Below are 17,387 nucleotides of genomic sequence, written 5' to 3' on the forward strand. Positions count from 1 at the left end.
CCATGCAGTTCTATCGCCGCTGGCAGCCGGTGGCCGCCATCTCGTTTGACCTCGACGACACCCTCTATGACAACGGCCCGGCCATCGAGCGAGCCGAGCAGTGGATGCTGACCCATCTGCGCAGCGAATACCTGGCCACCGCCATGCTGGACAGGCCGCGCTGGCTGGAGCTCAAGCGCAACCTGCTGCTGGAACAACCGGCGCTGCGCGACGACGTCAGCCTGGCGCGCCGGCATGGCATCCAGGCCGCGCTGATGGCCGGAGGCATGGCCGAGACCCGGGCCGCGCAGGAAGCTGAGTCGGTGTTTGCCGGCTTTCTGGCCGAGCGCTCGAAGATAGAGGTGAGCGACCAGACCCATGCCCTGCTGGCCCGGCTGGCGGCACGCTACCCGCTGGCGGTGATCACCAACGGCAACCTGGATCTGGCCCAGGCTGGCCTCGCGGATTACTTCACCCTGGTCTGCAAGGCTGGTCTTGGCAGCAGGATGAAGCCGGCGCCGGACATGTTCGTGCAGGTGCAAAAGGCTCTGGGGCTCGCCCCCGACCGCATTTTACACGTGGGGGACCACCCGCAGACCGACGTGCTGGGGGCCCGGCTGCACGGCTTCAAGGCCGCCTGGCTCAATGAGCATCAGCAACCCGGAGAGCAGCTGCAACTGTTGCCGGACGTGGAGCTGGCCGCGCTGGGCGAGCTGGCCGACCTGCTGCTCTAGTCAGACCTCAACAGCCGCCAGTTCACAGCCGACATGCATCCCATGTCAGCCGCTCATTCAATGCTGGTCGAAACCGTCACACGGTCATGCCGAAGCAGTCACTCGCTGCGGCAAATCAGACCACGGAGATCGTAAGGGGCGGGCTGGTTGACCCGGCAGTAGCCAATCCCGGCGGGCAGCGCCTGTTGCAGGGTGATGGCGGTCTCCCGGTAGTGGCAGACCAGATAGAAGGGGCGTGGATTGTGGCGATCCAGGCTCCAGTAGTGGATGGCGTGGCTGTCGCCGTTGTCCGGCTTGAGCTGGGCGCGCTCGTCGGGGTCGCCGTCGAACAGGGACAGGTTCTCCAGCCGGTGGCGAAGAGGCTGGTGCTGCTCCCCCAGATCGTTGCGGGTAACGGCCTGCCACCCGTGGGTTGTCCCAAGCAGTTGTTGGCGGGTCTCGATGGTGGCGGGGCAGTCAAATTGCAGGGTGGCGCTCAGGGCCAGCGCGGTCAGCAGCATGAAACACGTCTCGAATGGAAAGTATGGACTCCCATGCTACGTCATCGCCCGCCAAACAGCGCCATCAGTTTGTCCAGCAGATCCCGTGGCGGGGCGATCTGCTTCATGGCCTCCGCCTCCCGCGCCAGCAGCTCCTGCTGCTCCTGCTGACGGGCACTCAACACCTTGTAGAGCGGCTCGAGCAGGGAGCCACGCTGGGCCACCAGCTCCTGGAACATGGCCTGATTGATGCGATAGGTTTCGACGGTCCCCTGGGCCCGCACCGTGAACGGACTGGGCTCGCCGGTGAGCAGGCTCAACTCGCCGAAAAAGTCGCCGGCATTGAGGGTGCCGAGCGGCAGCTCGCGCCCCTCCACCTCCACCAGCATCTGGGCATCCCCCTTCACCAGCACGAACAACCAGCCGGAGATCTCCCCCTGGCTCAGCATCCGATCGCCGTTGACGAAGGGGGCGAACTTGACCTGATCCGCCAGCCGCAACAGCTCCTCCTCCTGCAGCATGGCGAACAGCGGCAGGCGGCGCAGGGTGTCGGTCCGCTCGGCGGTATGGCGCTTGTGGCGCTGATCCTTGTGATCCTGATCCGAGGTCATGAAGACGTTGAAGATGGGCGGGGTGAGGCGCCGGTCGTTGCGGCGCAGGGCGGCATCGATCAGGGTGCGCACCGCCGAGTCGGTGGGGTCGTCCACCGCCAGATCGGTGAGCCAGTAGCGCACCGCGTAGCGGGCGATGCCGTTCTCCACGTTCATCAGCAGGCAGTCCGGTTGCGGGCTGGCGGAGACGTTGCGGATGCGGGTCTCCCGCAGTGAGTGTTCCACCAGGGCGATGATCTGGGTGGGCAGGGTGTCCAGGGTGATGTCGAACCAGACCCAGCGGCGCCACTGCAGGGGGGCGTCGCGGCGCCGCCCGAGCACGGTGAAACGTTGCTTGAGCAGGTGGCTGTTGGGGATCACCACAGTCTCCCAGTTGCGGGTCTCTATGGTGGTGGCGCGCCAGTTGATCTCCACCACCCGGCCCTGGGTGGTCTCCACTTGCAGCCAGTCGCCGATGGCGATGGAGTTGTCGAGCTGGATTGAGACCCCGGCCAGCAGGTTGCCCAGGGTGTCCTGCATGGAGAAGGCGATGACGGCGGTGATGACGGCGGAGGTGGTGACTATCTCGCCGAGGGCCATGCCGGAGGCGTAGAGGCGGAACAGGCACCAGCCGATGTAGCCGACCGTGATGACGATGTCGGCGATGATGCGCGGGATGCGGATCTGGCACAGGGGCAGCAGAAACTGGAACAGCAGGATCCCCCAGATCTTCACCAGCACCAGCCCGGCCAGCAGGCTGGAGATCTCCACCAGCCAGTGACGGGGCAGGGGCAGGCGAAACCAGCCGCCTTCTAGCTGGATCAGCAGGATCACCACCAGGCTTATCATCACGAAGCTGAGCTCGCTCACCAGCTCACGGCGGCGACCCGGGCTGCGCAGGAAATGGGTGAAGAGCAGGAACAGGGTCAGCAGGGTCCAGAACGGGTGGTCGCCAATCCACAGCATGGTAGGTAGCGCAACGAGGTTATCGCCAAACATAGCAGCCCCTTATCATTGGTTATTTCCAGCATAGTTGGTTTCAATCCGCTAAATGGATGCGGGGTCGAGGCAATTTCTTTATGCTGGGCACCTGTCTGACAAGGGAGTGGAGCGCGTGCGCAAGTGGAGCAAGGTGGCCTGGATTGCCGGGGCCTGGCTGCTGGTGGGTTGTGATCAGCTGGCCGACAAGTATCGGGTCGAGTTTCGTGATGGATCCTGGCGCGAGATCGCCATCACCCCCTTTTCAGACGAGGCGCGCTGGCGCGAGGGGTGCGCCACCGGCGAGGTGCTGAGCGACATGACGCTGCCGCTCAAGCGCGGCAAGACGGTCAACGGCCGCGAACAGCTGCTGATCGGCGGCGAGCTGTTCGAGCTGGACGACAACGCCCTTTACCGCAGCAACGGCATGGTGTTCGGCCACACGCCGGATCACATCCAGCGCGGGCTCAAGGGGATGGAGGTGTGCCGTACCCTGCGCCCGTCTCGCGGTGCGCTGCCCAAGCTCAAGGCGCGCAGGTTCGGCGACTAGCCGGCGTCGTCAGACGCCGGTCAGACGGGTCCGGCAGGCGTCGCCAAAGGCCTCGAAGATCTTGATGGAGTGAGGGTTCTGACTCGCCTTCCACTCCGGATGCCACTGCACCGCCAGCAGGAAGGGGGAGAGTGCGGGGGCGTGGATCGCCTCGATCAGCCCGTCTTCGGCATGGGCCAGCGGCACCAGTCCCTTGGCCAGGGTCTTGATCCCCTGCCCGTGCAGCGAGTTGACCGGGATCGATGGCTGTCCCATCAGCTCCGCCAGCCAGCTGTCCGGCACCAGTGTCACCTGATGGCTCTCACCATACTGGTCATCCACCGGATCGTCCGCATCCTCCCGATGATCGTCATAGCCCGGTTCGCTGTAGACCTTCTGGTGGATGTCTCCCCCCAGCGCCACGTTGATCTCCTGCATGCCGCGGCAGATGCCGAGGATCGGCAGGCCGCGGTCGAGGGCGGCGCGTACCAGCGCCATGTCGAACAGATCCCTGTCTCTGTCTTGCTGCTTCTCCGGGGTGAGGTTCTCCTGGCCGTAGAGGGTTGGATCTATGTTGGATCCGGCGCCGCTCAGATAGACCCCATCCGCCAGATCCAGATATTGCGCCAGATCCTCGGTGCCGCAGCAGGTGGGCACCAGCAGGGGGACGCAGCCGCTGATCTCTACCAGCGGCTGAATGTATTTGTGGGTCATCACCTGATAGGCGTGCCCATTGCGGGGCTGGGCGCCCATGGTCATCAGTACGACGGGTTTACGCGGGGTGTGGGTGCTGCGAGTCATGATTCACCTTGGCTGTCCTTAGCGGTCCTGCGCCTTGGGCAGACCCTTGCCGGCGCAAGGGCATGCCTCAAGGCATGGTCGTGGGATCGGGGTCGTGCCGCAGTACCAGAATCGTCGGTCAGCCTGGGCAACGACAGCCTGGATCCTGATCCCAGTCTGCCAAGGCCGTTCAATATGTCAAACGAAATGATGCCAAAATGTTAAATATATTCTGCGCTCGGCTGGCTTGAGTCCCATTAAAAGGGGGCTGTAGCGAAGGGGAAGCGAGGGAAGGGTATTGTCGTGGTGGATATATTAAACATGTGGCCCCGTAGCCAGACAGACCCAGACAGCAAAAGGGGCCCGCAGGCCCCTTGTCGACTCAGGCGTTCAGGATGAAATGCTCGATCACCTGGGCGACCCCGTCTTCATCGTTGCGCCCCGTGGTGTGCTGGGCCAGCGCCTTGATGTCGTCGGTGGCATTGCCCATCGCTACCCCCAGCCCGGCGTACTCGATCATGTGGTGATCGTTGCCCGCATCCCCCACCGCGATAACCTGGGAGGCATCCAGCCCCAGGTGCTCGGCCAGAGCGGCAACGCCGGTCCCCTTGTTGCTCCGCTTGTTCATGAACTCGAGGAAGTAGGGGGCGCTGCGCACCACGGTATAGCGCTGGTAAAGCTCGGCCGGCAGCTTGGCGATGGCCGGGGAGAGCAGCGGCTCGGGATCGATCATCATCACCTTGAGGATCTGCTCGTCGGCGGGCAGGGTGGCAAAGTCCAGCAGTTTGATGGGCATGCCGATGAGGCGGGATTCGTGCTCGGTGTAGGGGCTGACCCTGGGGCTGATGAGCCCCTGGCTGACCGAGAAGCCGTGCACGTTGACGCCCAGCTCGTCGGCCAGGGCGGCGATGGCGCTGGCGTCGCTGCCGCTGAGCAGCTGGCTGCGGATGATGCGCTGATCGGCCACCTGCTGCACCAGGGCGCCGTTGTAGCAGATGACGTAGTCATCCTGGCCGGTGAGGCCGAGCTCGGCCAGATAGCGGCTCATCCCCTCCAACGGGCGGCCGGAGGCCAGCACGACCGTGACTCCCCTGGCGCGGGCGGCGGCGATGGCCGCATGGGTGCGGGGGGAAATCTGGCCCTGGGAGTTCAACAGGGTGCCATCCATATCCAATGCGATCAGCTTGTACATCTCTCACTATCCTGCAGTCTGGCTGGCCCGCACTATGGGGCCAATGGGAGAGGGAGTGTAGCGAAATTCACCGTCCGGATCACGGCCGGAGGTGTACGACGGCGGCGGCGCTCACTTGTGGGGTTCGTAAGGGGTCAGCTGCAGCTGATCCTCGCGGATGGCGAAGTGGATGGGGCCGTGCTCTATGTCGACCCGGTAGTGGTGGTGGGCCATCTCCACCTCGACCCCGGGGAAGGCGTGCTGGGTGGCGATGATGTCCATCTCCGCCATCAGTTTCTGCAGCTCCTCCTGCGCCGCCTCCAGCTGCTCGTCGAGCTGCTTGCTCTCCTCGAGGCGCTGGACCCGGATCAGTTTGATCTTCTGCAGGGTCTGGGGATTGCGCTTGTCGCTCGGCAGCTGCAAGAGCTTGAGCAGCAGATCCTGCAGCTTGTCCAGCTGCTCCCGGCACTCCTGCTTGCGCTGGCGCAGCGCCTGCTCCTGCTCCTTGTGGGTGAAGTAGCCGCCGAGGATCTGCAACCGGGTCTGGTTGTGGGCCGAGGCCCCCAGGATCGGCGCCATGATGAGGCGATTGGCGATGCTGATGCCCCCCAGCAGGTGGCCCTTGCGCATGGCGCTGTCGCCCACCTTGAGGTCCTGGCCGCTGCGGCTGTAGCTGTGGCTGAGCTGGGTCAGGACGTGGATGTCGCCGCCGGCCTCCAGCTTGGCGTACTGGGCATAGCTGGCGTGGATCTCCCCCTGGGCGTTGAGGTGGCAGAGGTACTCGTTGCTCTGCTCCAGCTTGCGGCCGATGACGCCGTTGCGCACCGTGATGGTGCCGCCCGATTCGATGTAGCCCCCCTCCACGAAGCCGCCGATCACCACGTCGCCGCTGGTCTTGACCTTCATGCCGGGGGTGACGTCCCCCGCCACGATCAGCGCCCCCTCGAAGATGATGTGGCCGTGGCGGATATCCACCTGCTTGACGCTCAGCACGTCGTCCACCTTCATGCCGTTCTTCTCCTGACGGGGCAGGCCCGGGCGGCTGGCCAGCAGCAGATTGGGATCATCCGGCGAGATGAAGGTGCCTTCGCCGGCCACCATGGGGCTCTCCTTGCCATGTTTGGCGGGCAGCTCCTGGCCGGTGACGGTGAAGCCCGGCACGCCGGTGGTGGCCGGGTGGCGGCGCATCAGCTGGGCACCGGCCTTGACGGTGAGCATGGTGCCGAGGTCGCGCATGTCGACCCGGCCGTGATCCAGTTCCTGAGGCTTGAGAATGCGTTCGGCCGGGGTCTCCACCAGCCGCTCGAAGCGGGTGTCCTGACCGTTGACGGCGGCCTTGCCCTGCGCCACCGGCAACCTGAGCAGGGTGCCTGGCGTCGCCTCCTTGGCCGCCAGCACGGCGGCGGCGATGAGCTGGGGCTGCACCCCCTGCTTGATCTCGCTGGCCTGGATCGCCTGCTCCAGCTGTTCGCTGGTGAGGTATTTGCCGCCCCAGTCGGCGGTGATCTGGGCGGTGGCGCTCATCCGGTCCTTCTCCACCAGCAGCAGGACGCTGGCATCGTGGCGCTGGGCGATGGGCACCGGGTTGCCGGGCAGGGGGGCGGCCGGATCATTGAACAGGGTGTTGAGCAGGCTGATGGCCTGCTTGATCCCCTCCGCCAGCGGCTGATAGCGGCGGCAGTTGGAGGCCAGCAGCAGGGCCTGGATATCGTTTTCCGAGATGGGTTTGGTCAGCCCCGGCGCGATGCGCAGGCAGGCGTATTCCATATCGGCTGACAACAGTAACCACTCTGTGCTTAACACCGGATCCCTTCCCTCGCTGGCATCCCTGTCGGGACGGCTGCCTGTTTCCAGTTAATCGGCATCTTGTTAAAAATGCTAATCATCAACATAGTGCTGGTCTGCAGTATCCAGACATTTCTCCTTTTTGGTCAATGAGCTAAGCACAAATGGGTGAACTGGAGCGAGGAAATGAAAAGTAACAGCGAGTATGCTGACGGCACCGGGAGTCCGTCCGCAGGCCACCACTGGCCGTCGCCCACCGCGAAAGGAGTGTCAACCTTGCGTCATTGTCTGCTGCCTCTGGCCCTGACGGGCCTGCTCAGTGCCTGCCAGCCGCAGGCCCCCGCCACCGCCCTCGGCACCCTGGAGCGGGATCGGGTGCTGCTCACCGCCACCGCCGGCGAGATCATCCGCGCCCTGCCGGTGGCGGAGGGCAGCCAGGTGCAGGAGGGTACCCTGCTGGCCCGCCTCGACGATCGGCGCCAGCAGGCGGTGCTGGCCCAGGCGCGGGCGCGGGAGGCCCAGGCACGGGCCGCTCTCGCCCGGTTGACCAATGGCGAGCGGCCGGAAGACATCGCTGCCGCCAGGGCCAGCCTCGACAAGGCGCAGGCCGCCGTCAGGGAGAGCGAGCGCAACTTCGAGCGGGTCGACCGGCTGGTGCGCCAGAAGCTGGTGAGCCCGGCGGATCTCGACAAGGCCCGTGCCCAGCGCGACAGCGCCCTGGCCGAACAGGACGGCGCGCGCCAGCAGCTCGACAAGCTGACGCGGGGCGTGCGGCGCGAAGATATCGACGAGGCGCACGCCGCGCTGCAGGCCGCCACCGCCGAGGTGGCGCTGGCCGAACGGGAGCTGGCGGATCTCTCCATCGTCGCCACCCGCAGCGGCCGGCTCGACAGCCTGCCCTATCACCTCGGCGAGCGGGTGGCGGTCGGTGCCGTGCTGGCCGCGATCCAGGCGGACCAGGCCCCTTATGCCCGGGTCTATGTGCCCGAGCCCTCCCTCGCCGGCTATGGCGTCGGCCAGCCGGTGCGGGTGCAGGTGGACGGGGTGGCCGAGCCCTTCACCGGCCGGCTGCGCTGGATCTCGAAAGAGCCAGCCTTTACCCCCTATTACGCCCTCAACGAGCGGGATCGGGCCCGGCTGGTCTACCTGGCGGAGATCGATCTGCCAGCGACGGCGCAGGATCTGCCGAGCGGTCTGCCGCTGCAGGCCGAACCCGCCGCGCAGGGAGAGGGTCATGAGTGAGCTGGCGATCCGGGCGCTGGGGGTGAGCCGCCGCTTCGGTAATTTTCTGGCGGTGGACGGGCTGGATCTCTGCGTGCCCAAGGGGCAGATCCACGGCTTTCTCGGCCCCAACGGCTGCGGCAAGTCCACCACCCTGCGCATGCTGACCGGCCTGCTCACCCCCTCGGCGGGGGAGGTGGAAGTGCTGGGGCTGAGCATCCCCCGCGAGGCCGAGACCCTGCGCCGGCGGATCGGCTACATGACCCAGAAGTTCTCCCTCTATGACGAGCTGACCGCCTGGGAGAACCTGGAGTTCATGGGGCGGATCCACGGCATGGGCGGCGCCGGGCTGGCCGCCCGCCTGCACGAGCTGCTCGCCACCTATGAGCTGGCGCCGCTGGCACGGCAGCGGGCCGGTGCCATGAGCGGCGGCCAGAAGCAGCGGCTGGCGCTGGCGGCGGCGGTGATCCACCAGCCGGCGCTGCTGCTGCTCGATGAGCCCACCTCGGCGGTGGACCCGCAGAACCGGCGCGATTTCTGGGAGAAGCTGTTCGACTTGAGCGAAGGGGGAACCACCATTCTGGTCACCACCCACTACATGGACGAGGCGGAGCGCTGCCACCAGCTGGCCATCATGGAGGCGGGCCGGGTGCGGGCCCAGGGGGCGCCACAGACGCTGATGGATGCCATGAGCACCCGGGTGGTGGAGGTGCAGGCTGCCGATCTGCGGCTGCTCAAGCAGCAACTGGTGCAACTGGCGCCGGTGCGCTCCGCCGCCCAGCTCGGCCAGCGCCTGCGGGTGCTGGTGGACAAGGAGCTGGCGGAGCCGGTGGCCTGGCTGCAGCAGGCCTGTCCGGCGCTGGCTGGCGCCAGCCTGGCGCTGGTCAGGCCGAGCCTCGAGGATGTGTTCGTCAGCTGCACCGGTCAGGAGCCGAGGGCATGAACGGCTGGCAAGGGCTCTGGGCCATGACCCGGCAAGTACTTCGCCAGCTTGCAGGAGCGAATCGATGAACAGTCTGCGACGGCTCTGGGCCATTACCCAGAAAGAACTGCGCCAGCTGGCCAGAGACAGACTGACCTTTGGTGCGGTGGCGGTGATGATCCCGGTGGGGGGGAATCGATGAACAGTCTGCGACGGCTCTGGGCTATCACTCAGAAAGAACTCAGGCAGTTGGCACGGGACCGGCTGACCTTTGGCATGGTGGTGATGATCCCGTTGATCCAGCTGCTGCTGTTCGGCTACGCCATCAACACCGACGTACGCCAGATCCCGGTGGGACTGGTAGACATGAGCCAGAGTGTGCCGGGCCGGCTGTTGGTGGAGGCGGTGAAGGCGAGCCAGGTGGTGCACATCAAGCAGCAATATGTCGGGGTGCAGCAGGCCGAAGCGGCGCTGACCCGGGGCGAGGTGCGCGCCGTGCTGGTGCTGCCCGCCGATCTGAGTCGTCGGCTCAGCGCCGGCGAGACGGCGGGCCAGTGGCTGGTGGATGGCTCGGATACCATGATCGCCGGCGCCCTGCTCGGCCTTCGCAACATGCCGCTCTCGGATCTGAGGCCCGACCTCAAGCCGGTACCGCCCACCTTCGAGACCGTGCTCTACTTCAACCCGGCGCGCCGCTCGGCGGTCAACATAGTGCCCGGCCTGCTCGGGGTGATCCTCACCATGACCATGATCATGTTCACCTCGGCGGCCATAGTGCGGGAGCGGGAGCGCGGCAATCTGGAGCTGCTCATCACCACCCCGGTCAGCTCGATGGAGCTGATGCTGGGCAAGATCCTGCCCTATATCGGGGTGGGGCTGATCCAGGTGGCCATCATCCTTGGCCTTGGCCACTTCATCTTCGCGGTGCCCATCAACGGCGCCCTGAGCCAGGTGCTGCTGGCGACCCTGCTGTTCATCGCCGCCAGCCTGACCCTGGGGCTGCTCATCTCCACCCTGGCGCAGACCCAGCTGCAGGCGATGCAGATGACGGTGTTCATCCTGCTGCCCTCAATCCTGTTGTCGGGCTTCATGTTCCCCTACGAGGGGATGCCGCTGCCGGCTCAGTGGATTGCCGAGGTGCTGCCGGCTACCCACTTCATGCGGTTGATCCGGGGCATAGTGCTGCGCGGCGGCGAGCTTTCCGAGCTGCTGCCGGACGTGCTCTGGCTGGCGGGTTTCACCCTGCTGGTGCTGACCCTGGCCGCCCATCGCTTCAAGAAGAGTCTGGATTGATGCCCCGCGAGGAGTGAGAGCCTGGCTGCTGGCTGTTAACGGCTGGCGGTGCGGGTCAGGGTGCGGTAGTCGCCGAGCACCGGCAGCCCCAAGAGGTGGCGGCGCAGCATGTCGAGGGCGGCGAAGGCGAGGATCCGGCGGCCGCTGTCGGGATCCGGGTGGCTGACCTTGAGGGTCTGGCCTTGCAGTTGCCCGTCGGCGCAAAGCAGCAGCGGCACGCCGTCCGGGCCTGCCCGGCCCAGGGTCAGGCTCAAAGGGGCCGCAGGCGCCGCCAGTTGCATCAGGTCACTGCTCAGGGTGTGGCTGAAGCCGGCCGCCAGGGCCGGGTGCTCGTGACACATGGCCAGCAGGGCGCCCCGGCTCTCACCTTCCAGCAGCGTCAGCGGTCTCTCCCCCAACAGATCCAGGATCTGCCGCGCCGGTTCCTCGTCTCCCCGTCCCACCAGCCAGGGCTCGATGGCCGTGAGCAGCCGAGCCTCGGCGGCGTCCATGTCCGCCGCCGAGGCTCCGTGGCCGATGAGCTTGAGCTCGATGAGGGGCATGGAGGAGCGGTAGCCGAGCTCGATGCCGGCGGGCCAGGGGGCGGCATCCAGCATGTCGCTGAGGGCCGACTCCGAGACGCCAAACGTGTAGAAGCGGCGCAGCTCGGTGTCACTCTCTGCGCCGGCCATCGCCTTGAGGCGCGGCAAGATCTGTTCGCGCACCATCTGCTTGAACTCGAACGGCACGCCCGGGGTGAAGAAGAGCCGGCTCGGGCCCGCCTGCACCAGGAAGCCACAGGCTGTGCCCACCGGGTTGTCGAGGGGCTCGCACCCCTGCGGCAGCCAGGCCTGCTTGGCGTTGCTGGCGGGCATGGGTCGGCCGCGGCTGGCGTAGCGCGCTTCGATAGTGGCGAGCCAGTCCGGGAAGAGGGTGAGCGGCTGGTCGAAGGCCTCGGCCGCCGCCTGGGCGGTGAGGTCGTCGGCGGTGGGGCCGAGCCCGCCGCACACCAGCACCACCTCGGCGCGGGCGGCACTCTCTTGCAGCACAACCTTCAAGTCCTTGAGGTTGTCCCCCACGGTGACGCGGCGGCGCACCTGCCAGCCCTGCTCCAGCAGGAGGGCGCTGAGCCAGGCGGCGTTGGTGTCCACCACCAGGCCCGTCACTATCTCGTCGCCGGTGCTGATGATTTCGATGCGCATGAAGGGCTCCTCGGGGCTGGCGGTGGGGTTGGGGTGGCCACCTAGGTGGCCGGGTCAATCAGGGCTTGTTGTGTTCGAAGTAGTAGCTGATGCGGGTGCGTGGATTGAGGTACTCAAACACCGCTGGCGGCAGTCGCTTGGGATGGATCACCTTGGCGATGGAGAGCTCGGCCTGCTGCAGGTCGATGATGGCCGCCTCCTGGCGCGGAATGCGCGGATCGTACACCAGCACCGAGGGGTAGAGCAGGCGAGAGGTGTTGACCGACATCACCAGCCCCACCTGCCCGTTGGAGAGCTGCACCACGCTGCCCGGCGGGTAGATCCCCATCAGCCGGATCAGCATGCCGAGGTAGTCCGGGTTGAACTGGGCCTTGCGCTGCTTGTAGAGACCGCTCAGGGCCGAGTAGGGCACCTTGGCCTGCATGTGGCAGAGGTTATCGTATTCGTTGATCAGCGAGACTATCTGGGTCAGCGGGTCGAGCTGCCCCTTCTTGAGCCCCTCCGGCCCGCTGCCGTCCAGGTATTCGTGGTGGTGCAGCACTATCCCCTTTGCCTCGGCCGGGAAGTCCTTGGCCAGGTTGAGCAGATCCAGCCCGTAGCGCGGGTGCTGGGCCATCAGGTTGCGTTCCGGTTTGGTGAGAGGCTCGGTCTTGCGCAGGATCTGGCTCGGGATCTTCAGCTTGCCGATGTCGTGGAACAGGGCCCCCATGCCGACCCGGCGGATTTCGTCGGCCGACATGTTGCACTCCTTGGCCAGCAGCATGCTGAGCACGCTGACGTTGAGGGAGTGGAAGTAGAGGTTGTTGCCATCCTCGCTGTCGGAGACCAAGTGCAGCACCATCTCGTCCACCGACAGCAGCTGCTCGGTCATGGCGTTTATCAGCTCCTGCGCCTCGCCGATGGCGTTGAGGGGGCGGGACTGGATCTTGCCCATCACGTTGCGCACCTGGGCCAGCGACTGCTGGAACTGCTTCTCGCACTGCTGCAGGTCGCGGCGGTACTGCTGCAACTGCTCGATGCGGCGCTCCTTCTCCTGCTGCATCTCGGCCTGACGCTGGGCCGTGTCTGGCGCCTCCTGCGGCTGGGCCTGAACCTGGTTCAGCGGCTTGGGCGGTGCATCGCTCTTGTCCGGGATGATGGTGACGAGCTTGAGACCGAGCCGGCGAATGAGCTCGATCTCCTCTTCGTTCTTGAGTTTGAAGCTGGAAAACAGGAAGGGGTGTTCGCGCCAGCCAAGTGGCAGAGAGACGTAATTGCCGACTTGCAGCCGGTCTACTGAAATCTTGATACCTGTCATTGTCTTGGATGCGAGAGACACATTGAGCCGTATGCTAGTCAAAGGTGGGGGTGAATACAAAAGGTATCTGATGACAGGGTAGTTGCTTTATTATAGGCTTCTGGATGTCCAGACATATTTACCGATGCAGTACAGGGAGTAAGCATGCCGATCAAGATCCCGGATCAGTTACCCGCCGCCGAAGTGCTGGGGCAGGAGAACATCTTCGTGATGACGGAGTCCCGGGCCGTCACCCAGAACATTCGCCCGCTGCGGGTGCTCATCCTCAACCTGATGCCCAAGAAGATAGAGACCGAGATCCAGCTGATGCGGATGCTCTCCAACTCGCCGTTGCAGGTGGACGTGGATCTGCTGCGCATCGACGATCGGGAGTCGAAGAACACCCCCCAGGCGCACCTGGAAAACTTCTATCACGACTTCGAACAGGTGCGGGGCAACAACTACGACGGCATGATCATCACGGGGGCGCCGCTCGGGCTGGTGGAGTTCGAGGAGGTGGTCTACTGGCCGCGTGTCGTCGAGATCATCGAGTGGTCCCATCAGCACGTCACCTCCACCCTGTTCCTCTGCTGGGCGGTGCAGGCGGCACTGAAGGCCCTGTACGGCATGGAGAAGCAGACCCACGGCGAGAAGCTCTCCGGGGTCTATCGCCACCATCGGCTCGATGAACACGAGCCGCTGCTGCGCGGTTTTGACGACGAATTCGTGGCGCCTCACTCCCGTTATGCAGCCTTCGACGGAGATCTTATCCGCGCCAACACGGATCTGCAGATTTTTGCCGAGTCAGCAGAGGCGGGAGTCTATCTGGCGGCCACCAAGGATTGTCGCCAGGTGTTTGTCACCGGCCATCCCGAATACGATGCGCTGACCCTGGATGGCGAGTATCAGCGGGATCTGGCCGCCGGGCTTGAGCCCGTCATCCCGGTCAACTACTACCCGAACAACGACCCGAGCCAGACCCCGCGCGCCAGCTGGCGCAGCCACGGCCACCTGCTGTTTGCCAACTGGCTCAACTACTACGTCTACCAGCTCACCAGCTATCGGGTGGAGGATATCGGCAAGGTCTTCACCTACGACCAGGGTGGCAAGTAATCAGGCGCACCGATCCAGCCGCTCGGCCAGCTGGTCGAGCCATTGGCGGTGGCAGGCCAGGGTGAACGCCTTGGGTCTGTGAGCCTTGATGGCGGCCATCGCCTCCTGTCGGGGCTGGCCCAGGCTCATCAGCAGGGCTGCCGCCACCAGCCCGGTGCGACCGCTGCCGCCCTTGCAGTGGATGGCCAGGTGCCGCCCCTCGCGCAGCAGGGCCAGCAGCTGCGGCAGCGTCTGTTGCCAAGCGAGCTCGAAGGTGGCGTCTGGGGCCTGGTCATCCTCGATGGGCAGGTGAAACCAGCGCAATCCCTCGCGCTCGACCGTCTCGCCCAAGTGGGCCAGCTCGAGGCGGGCCAGTTCGGCGTCAGTCATCAGCGTGATGACGGCGCGGGCGCCGGCCAGCCTGAGCTGATCGAGGGCCAGCGGCAACGCGACCTGCTGGGTGCCGGGGCAGGGGGTCAGCAGCAGCTGGCCGTCGAGGCGCGGCACCTCCTGGCTCCAGAAGGGGTGGGAGGGGTGCATAAAGCTCCTTATGAAGCCAGTGGCGGCGGGCGTGAGCCGGTTTTTGAGTGCGCCAAAGCATAGGGGGCGCGGCCCCGATGTCAATCTGCGTTGTGTTCAGCCCGGTTTACGGGCAGAGTCTAAAAAATTGAGCGGTTCAAGGAGTAAAGATGAGAAACCTGGATCAACTGGATTTGGATATCCTGGCCCATCTGTTTCGCGATGCGGGCATGACCAACAAGGATCTGGCCGCGCTGGTCGGGGTGGCTCCGTCCACCTGTCTGGAGCGGGTGCGCAAGCTGCAGCAGGATGGGGTGCTCAAGGGCGCCCACTGCGAGGTGGATTACCAGGCCCTCGGCGGTCACATCCAGGCCATGGTGTCGCTGCAGCTGGCTCGCCACAGCCGCCAGATCATCGATGCGTTTCGCGATGCCATCCTGGCGCTGCCCGAGGTGATCAGCCTGTTCCACATGGGGGGTAAGGATGATTTCCTGGTGCATCTGTGCGTCTCTGACACCGAACACCTGCGCAACTTCGTGTTCGATCACTTCACCTCCCGCGAGGAGGTGGTGCACCTTGAGACCTCGCTGGTGTTCGAGCACAAGTTCAGCCGCTCGCTGCCCTGCTTCCTCAACACCTGATGCCCCGCCTGTCTCCTACAAAAAAACCGCCAATCGGCGGGTTTTGTTTTATGGCGCTCAGTTCAGCACGGTGCGGGTATCCGGCGCCGTCCGGTAGAGCCCCTGCTGGTAGGCGAGGCTGCCCCAGAGCGCGAGGCCGAGGGCCGCGTCCTTCATGGTGGCCGGTTGCGGCGCCGGGGTGAGCGTCTCTGTCGCATCCTCATAGATGAAGCCTTCCGGCGCCCGTTCCGGCTGCAGGATCACCACGTCCTTGCCACGCATCAGGGCGAAGTTCTTGTCGTACTGCATGATGGCGCGGCCCGGCCAGTCGGCGGGCATGCGGGTCAGATCCTTGCCAAGCATGGGGTAGTCGGCGCTGATCCCCATCAGGGAGAGCAGGGTCGGTGCCATGTCGATCTGGCTGACGATGCGCGGATCCTGTCTCGGTGCTATGCCGTCACCCACGATGACGCCCGGAATGTGGAAGCGGGGGATGGGCACCAGGCTGGCGCCGCTGACCCGGCTGTCGTGATCGGCGATGACTAGGAACAGGGTGTCCTGCCAGTAGTCCGACTGCTTCGCCTTCTTGAAGAACTCGCCGATGGCGTAGTCCGCATACTTGGCTGCGTTGTTGCGGGTCTGCTTGGGCTGCTCATAGAGGGCGATGCGATCGTCGGGAAACTCGAATGGATCGTGGTTGCTCGAGCTGAACACCAGGCTGAAGAAGGGCTTGCCCTGTTTGTGCAGGGCCTGGAAGGTCTGGTCGGCCTTGGCCATCAAGTCTTCGTCAGAGGCGCCCCAGGAGCCCTCGAACACCGGGTTCTTGAAGTCTTTCTGCTCGACTATGGTGGTGAAGCCGTTGCCGAGGAAGAAGCTGCGCATGTTGTCGAAGTGACTCTCGCCGCCGTAGATGAAGCTGGTGTCGTAGCCCCGCTGCTTGAGCAGATCGGCGATGGTGAAGAAGTTGGTCTGGCTCTTGCCAAGCTTGACCACGGCCTGGGCCGGGGTCGGCGTGAAGCCGGTCAGCACCGCCTCGATGCCGCGCACCGAACGGGTGCCGGTGGCGTAGAGCTGCTCGAATGCCCAACCCTGTTTCGACAAGGCATCGATGTTGGGGGTGAGCGGCAGGCCGCCGAGGGAGCCGACGAACTGGGCGCCCAGGCTCTCCTGCAGCAGGATCACCAGGTTCTTCGGCTTGCCGCCGTAGCTGGCCTCGTTGAAGGTCTGGCTGGGCAGGGTGTCGGAGCTGAACTCATGGGATTCGCGGCCGCTCTCCTGGCGTACCAGGTCCAGGATGCGCTGGCGGGGCAACTCGCCGTAGAACTGGCTGGCATCCTCCTCGGCCCGCATCTGCTTGATGGCGAAGAAGAGGGAGTAGGAGGAGTTGACGGTGAGCGCATTGACCAGCGGATCGCTGGCAAATGCCACCATGGCCGGGTTGAGGGCGCGGTGACCCAGGCTGGAGCGGGCACCGAGAAAACCGATGGCCAGGATCAGCAGGGCAAACGCCGGACGCAGATACCAGCGCGGGAAGCTGATGCCGCGCAAAAGGCGGCCGCTCAGCCACCAGCCGCCCGCCAGCACGGCGCAACTGAACACCAGCGCCAGCAGCAGCTCGCCCTTGCGGCCGGCCCACAGCATGGCGAACACCTCTTTGGGATAGATGAGGTACTCCACGTAGAGGCGGTTGGGGCGTACCCCGTACTCGGTCACGAAGGAGGGGGTGGAGATCTCCAGGAAGAGCAGCAGCCAGAGTCCCAGGGTCAGCCAGACCCGGATGAACTGCAGCCAGGCATGACCCACGGCATGGGGGCCGGCCAGCAGCAGGGTGAACACGGCGGGCACGCCCCACAGCCAGCAGAGGGTGGCGAAGTCGACCCGCATGCCCTGCAGCAGCATCTCCTGCCAGCCGGCGACGGCGTCGACCCGTTCCAGCTGCCAGAGGCCGAGCGCGAGCCGGCTGATGGAGAGAGAGACTAGCGCGATCAATGAAAAAACGGCGATGGGCCAAAACGGTCCCAGCCATCGTCTGATAGTGGTCATTGTTGTTCCTACAAGCCTGTTTGCACCCGTCCACGGGCGCATTGTTTTTATATTGCAGGGTTATGACAGTGGTGGCGGGCAAAGGTTGCGTCGGGAGCGTGCAAAAGCGCAACTTTTGGCACGTTTTATGATTTTTCTGTGATGGCGGACAAGGGTTGCAGACAGCAGAAACGACTGGAAAAACTGTGATCCTGC

The 17,387-nt window shown here is 65.1% G+C and carries 16 protein-coding genes; 7 read left to right on the top strand and 9 right to left on the bottom strand.

What is annotated here, in order from left to right:
- The first annotated feature begins 2 nt into the window (after positions 1–2).
- The gene (locus AB5Y81_RS15105; protein WP_279484956.1) at positions 3–713 is read left to right on the top strand and encodes an HAD-IA family hydrolase; all 711 of its coding nucleotides are present in this window, start codon (positions 3–5) and stop codon (positions 711–713) included.
- Positions 714–811: 98 nt separating this feature from the next.
- Here AB5Y81_RS15105 and AB5Y81_RS15110 read toward each other — a convergent pair whose 3' ends face one another.
- Both AB5Y81_RS15110 and AB5Y81_RS15115 read right to left on the bottom strand, forming a co-directional pair.
- Entirely contained in the window at positions 812–1,213 is a 402-nt protein-coding gene (locus AB5Y81_RS15110; RefSeq protein WP_279484955.1) for an STY0301 family protein, read from the bottom strand.
- A gap of 41 nt (positions 1,214–1,254) precedes the next feature.
- Positions 1,255–2,781, bottom strand: a complete 1,527-nt coding sequence (locus AB5Y81_RS15115) for a mechanosensitive ion channel family protein (RefSeq protein WP_279484954.1) — start codon at positions 2,779–2,781, stop codon at positions 1,255–1,257.
- Positions 2,782–2,896: 115 nt separating this feature from the next.
- Here AB5Y81_RS15115 and AB5Y81_RS15120 point away from each other — a divergent pair, with 115 nt between their 5' ends.
- A complete protein-coding gene (locus AB5Y81_RS15120) occupies positions 2,897–3,310 on the top strand; it encodes a hypothetical protein (protein WP_368146719.1) in 414 nt (137 codons plus the stop codon).
- A gap of 9 nt (positions 3,311–3,319) precedes the next feature.
- On the opposite strand, the gene AB5Y81_RS15125 is transcribed toward AB5Y81_RS15120, so the two are convergent.
- The 3 genes from AB5Y81_RS15125 to AB5Y81_RS15135 all read right to left on the bottom strand — a co-directional run bounded on the left by AB5Y81_RS15125 (position 3,320) and on the right by AB5Y81_RS15135 (position 7,043).
- On the bottom strand, positions 3,320–4,090 hold the full coding sequence (locus AB5Y81_RS15125; protein WP_279484953.1) for a gamma-glutamyl-gamma-aminobutyrate hydrolase family protein: 771 nt from the start codon (positions 4,088–4,090) through the stop codon (positions 3,320–3,322).
- 361 nt (positions 4,091–4,451) lie between these two features.
- Positions 4,452–5,261, bottom strand: a complete 810-nt coding sequence (gene yidA, locus AB5Y81_RS15130; protein WP_017779779.1) for a sugar-phosphatase — start codon at positions 5,259–5,261, stop codon at positions 4,452–4,454.
- Between the two features lie 111 nt (positions 5,262–5,372).
- Entirely contained in the window at positions 5,373–7,043 is a 1,671-nt protein-coding gene (locus AB5Y81_RS15135; protein WP_337077308.1) for a FapA family protein, read from the bottom strand.
- 249 nt (positions 7,044–7,292) lie between these two features.
- Between AB5Y81_RS15135 and AB5Y81_RS15140 the strand changes: the two genes are divergently transcribed.
- The 3 genes from AB5Y81_RS15140 to AB5Y81_RS15150 all read left to right on the top strand — a co-directional run bounded on the left by AB5Y81_RS15140 (position 7,293) and on the right by AB5Y81_RS15150 (position 10,461).
- Complete coding sequence (locus AB5Y81_RS15140) at positions 7,293–8,267, top strand: HlyD family secretion protein (RefSeq protein ID WP_139726477.1); 975 nt, start codon at positions 7,293–7,295, stop codon at positions 8,265–8,267.
- Complete coding sequence (locus AB5Y81_RS15145; RefSeq protein WP_279484952.1) at positions 8,260–9,189, top strand: ABC transporter ATP-binding protein; 930 nt, start codon at positions 8,260–8,262, stop codon at positions 9,187–9,189. Before AB5Y81_RS15140 ends, AB5Y81_RS15145 begins: the two co-directional genes overlap by 8 nt.
- Positions 9,190–9,366: 177 nt before the next feature.
- Positions 9,367–10,461, top strand: coding sequence for an ABC transporter permease (locus tag AB5Y81_RS15150; protein ID WP_010635297.1), 1,095 nt, complete (start codon positions 9,367–9,369; stop codon positions 10,459–10,461).
- A 35-nt stretch (positions 10,462–10,496) separates the two neighbouring features.
- Here AB5Y81_RS15150 and AB5Y81_RS15155 read toward each other — a convergent pair whose 3' ends face one another.
- Entirely contained in the window at positions 10,497–11,642 is a 1,146-nt protein-coding gene (locus tag AB5Y81_RS15155) for a CinA family nicotinamide mononucleotide deamidase-related protein (protein ID WP_279484951.1), read from the bottom strand.
- Positions 11,643–11,700: 58 nt separating this feature from the next.
- On the bottom strand, positions 11,701–12,939 hold the full coding sequence (locus tag AB5Y81_RS15160) for an HD-GYP domain-containing protein (protein ID WP_005308285.1): 1,239 nt from the start codon (positions 12,937–12,939) through the stop codon (positions 11,701–11,703).
- Between the two features lie 144 nt (positions 12,940–13,083).
- Here AB5Y81_RS15160 and metA point away from each other — a divergent pair, with 144 nt between their 5' ends.
- Positions 13,084–14,031, top strand: a complete 948-nt coding sequence (metA, locus tag AB5Y81_RS15165; protein WP_005308287.1) for a homoserine O-succinyltransferase — start codon at positions 13,084–13,086, stop codon at positions 14,029–14,031.
- Here the strand turns inward: metA and AB5Y81_RS15170 are convergent, their stop codons facing one another.
- Positions 14,032–14,550, bottom strand: coding sequence for a cyclin-dependent kinase inhibitor 3 family protein (locus AB5Y81_RS15170; protein WP_024942149.1), 519 nt, complete (start codon positions 14,548–14,550; stop codon positions 14,032–14,034).
- A gap of 149 nt (positions 14,551–14,699) precedes the next feature.
- Here AB5Y81_RS15170 and AB5Y81_RS15175 point away from each other — a divergent pair, with 149 nt between their 5' ends.
- On the top strand, positions 14,700–15,170 hold the full coding sequence (locus AB5Y81_RS15175) for an Lrp/AsnC family transcriptional regulator (RefSeq protein WP_005308292.1): 471 nt from the start codon (positions 14,700–14,702) through the stop codon (positions 15,168–15,170).
- A gap of 57 nt (positions 15,171–15,227) precedes the next feature.
- On the opposite strand, the gene AB5Y81_RS15180 is transcribed toward AB5Y81_RS15175, so the two are convergent.
- Positions 15,228–17,192 (bottom strand): LTA synthase family protein, encoded by a 1,965-nt coding sequence (locus AB5Y81_RS15180; RefSeq protein WP_279484950.1) that lies wholly within the window; start codon positions 17,190–17,192, stop codon positions 15,228–15,230.
- Positions 17,193–17,387 lie beyond the last annotated feature (195 nt).

This window comes from Aeromonas sp. s2 (assembly GCF_040907935.1).
GTDB classification, from domain to species: domain Bacteria; phylum Pseudomonadota; class Gammaproteobacteria; order Enterobacterales; family Aeromonadaceae; genus Aeromonas; species Aeromonas dhakensis.

Coding starts and splice junctions, on each gene's coding strand:
- AB5Y81_RS15105 (WP_279484956.1), top strand. CDS start 3: ATGCAGTTCTATCGCCGCTGGCAGCCGGTGGCCGCCATCTCGTTTGAC.
- AB5Y81_RS15110 (WP_279484955.1), bottom strand. CDS start 1,213: ATGCTGCTGACCGCGCTGGCCCTGAGCGCCACCCTGCAATTTGACTGC.
- AB5Y81_RS15115 (WP_279484954.1), bottom strand. CDS start 2,781: ATGTTTGGCGATAACCTCGTTGCGCTACCTACCATGCTGTGGATTGGC.
- AB5Y81_RS15125 (WP_279484953.1), bottom strand. CDS start 4,090: ATGACTCGCAGCACCCACACCCCGCGTAAACCCGTCGTACTGATGACC.
- yidA (WP_017779779.1), bottom strand. CDS start 5,261: ATGTACAAGCTGATCGCATTGGATATGGATGGCACCCTGTTGAACTCC.
- AB5Y81_RS15145 (WP_279484952.1), top strand. CDS start 8,260: ATGAGTGAGCTGGCGATCCGGGCGCTGGGGGTGAGCCGCCGCTTCGGT.
- AB5Y81_RS15150 (WP_010635297.1), top strand. CDS start 9,367: ATGAACAGTCTGCGACGGCTCTGGGCTATCACTCAGAAAGAACTCAGG.
- AB5Y81_RS15155 (WP_279484951.1), bottom strand. CDS start 11,642: ATGCGCATCGAAATCATCAGCACCGGCGACGAGATAGTGACGGGCCTG.
- AB5Y81_RS15160 (WP_005308285.1), bottom strand. CDS start 12,939: ATGACAGGTATCAAGATTTCAGTAGACCGGCTGCAAGTCGGCAATTAC.
- metA (WP_005308287.1), top strand. CDS start 13,084: ATGCCGATCAAGATCCCGGATCAGTTACCCGCCGCCGAAGTGCTGGGG.
- AB5Y81_RS15170 (WP_024942149.1), bottom strand. CDS start 14,550: ATGCACCCCTCCCACCCCTTCTGGAGCCAGGAGGTGCCGCGCCTCGAC.
- AB5Y81_RS15175 (WP_005308292.1), top strand. CDS start 14,700: ATGAGAAACCTGGATCAACTGGATTTGGATATCCTGGCCCATCTGTTT.
- AB5Y81_RS15180 (WP_279484950.1), bottom strand. CDS start 17,192: ATGACCACTATCAGACGATGGCTGGGACCGTTTTGGCCCATCGCCGTT.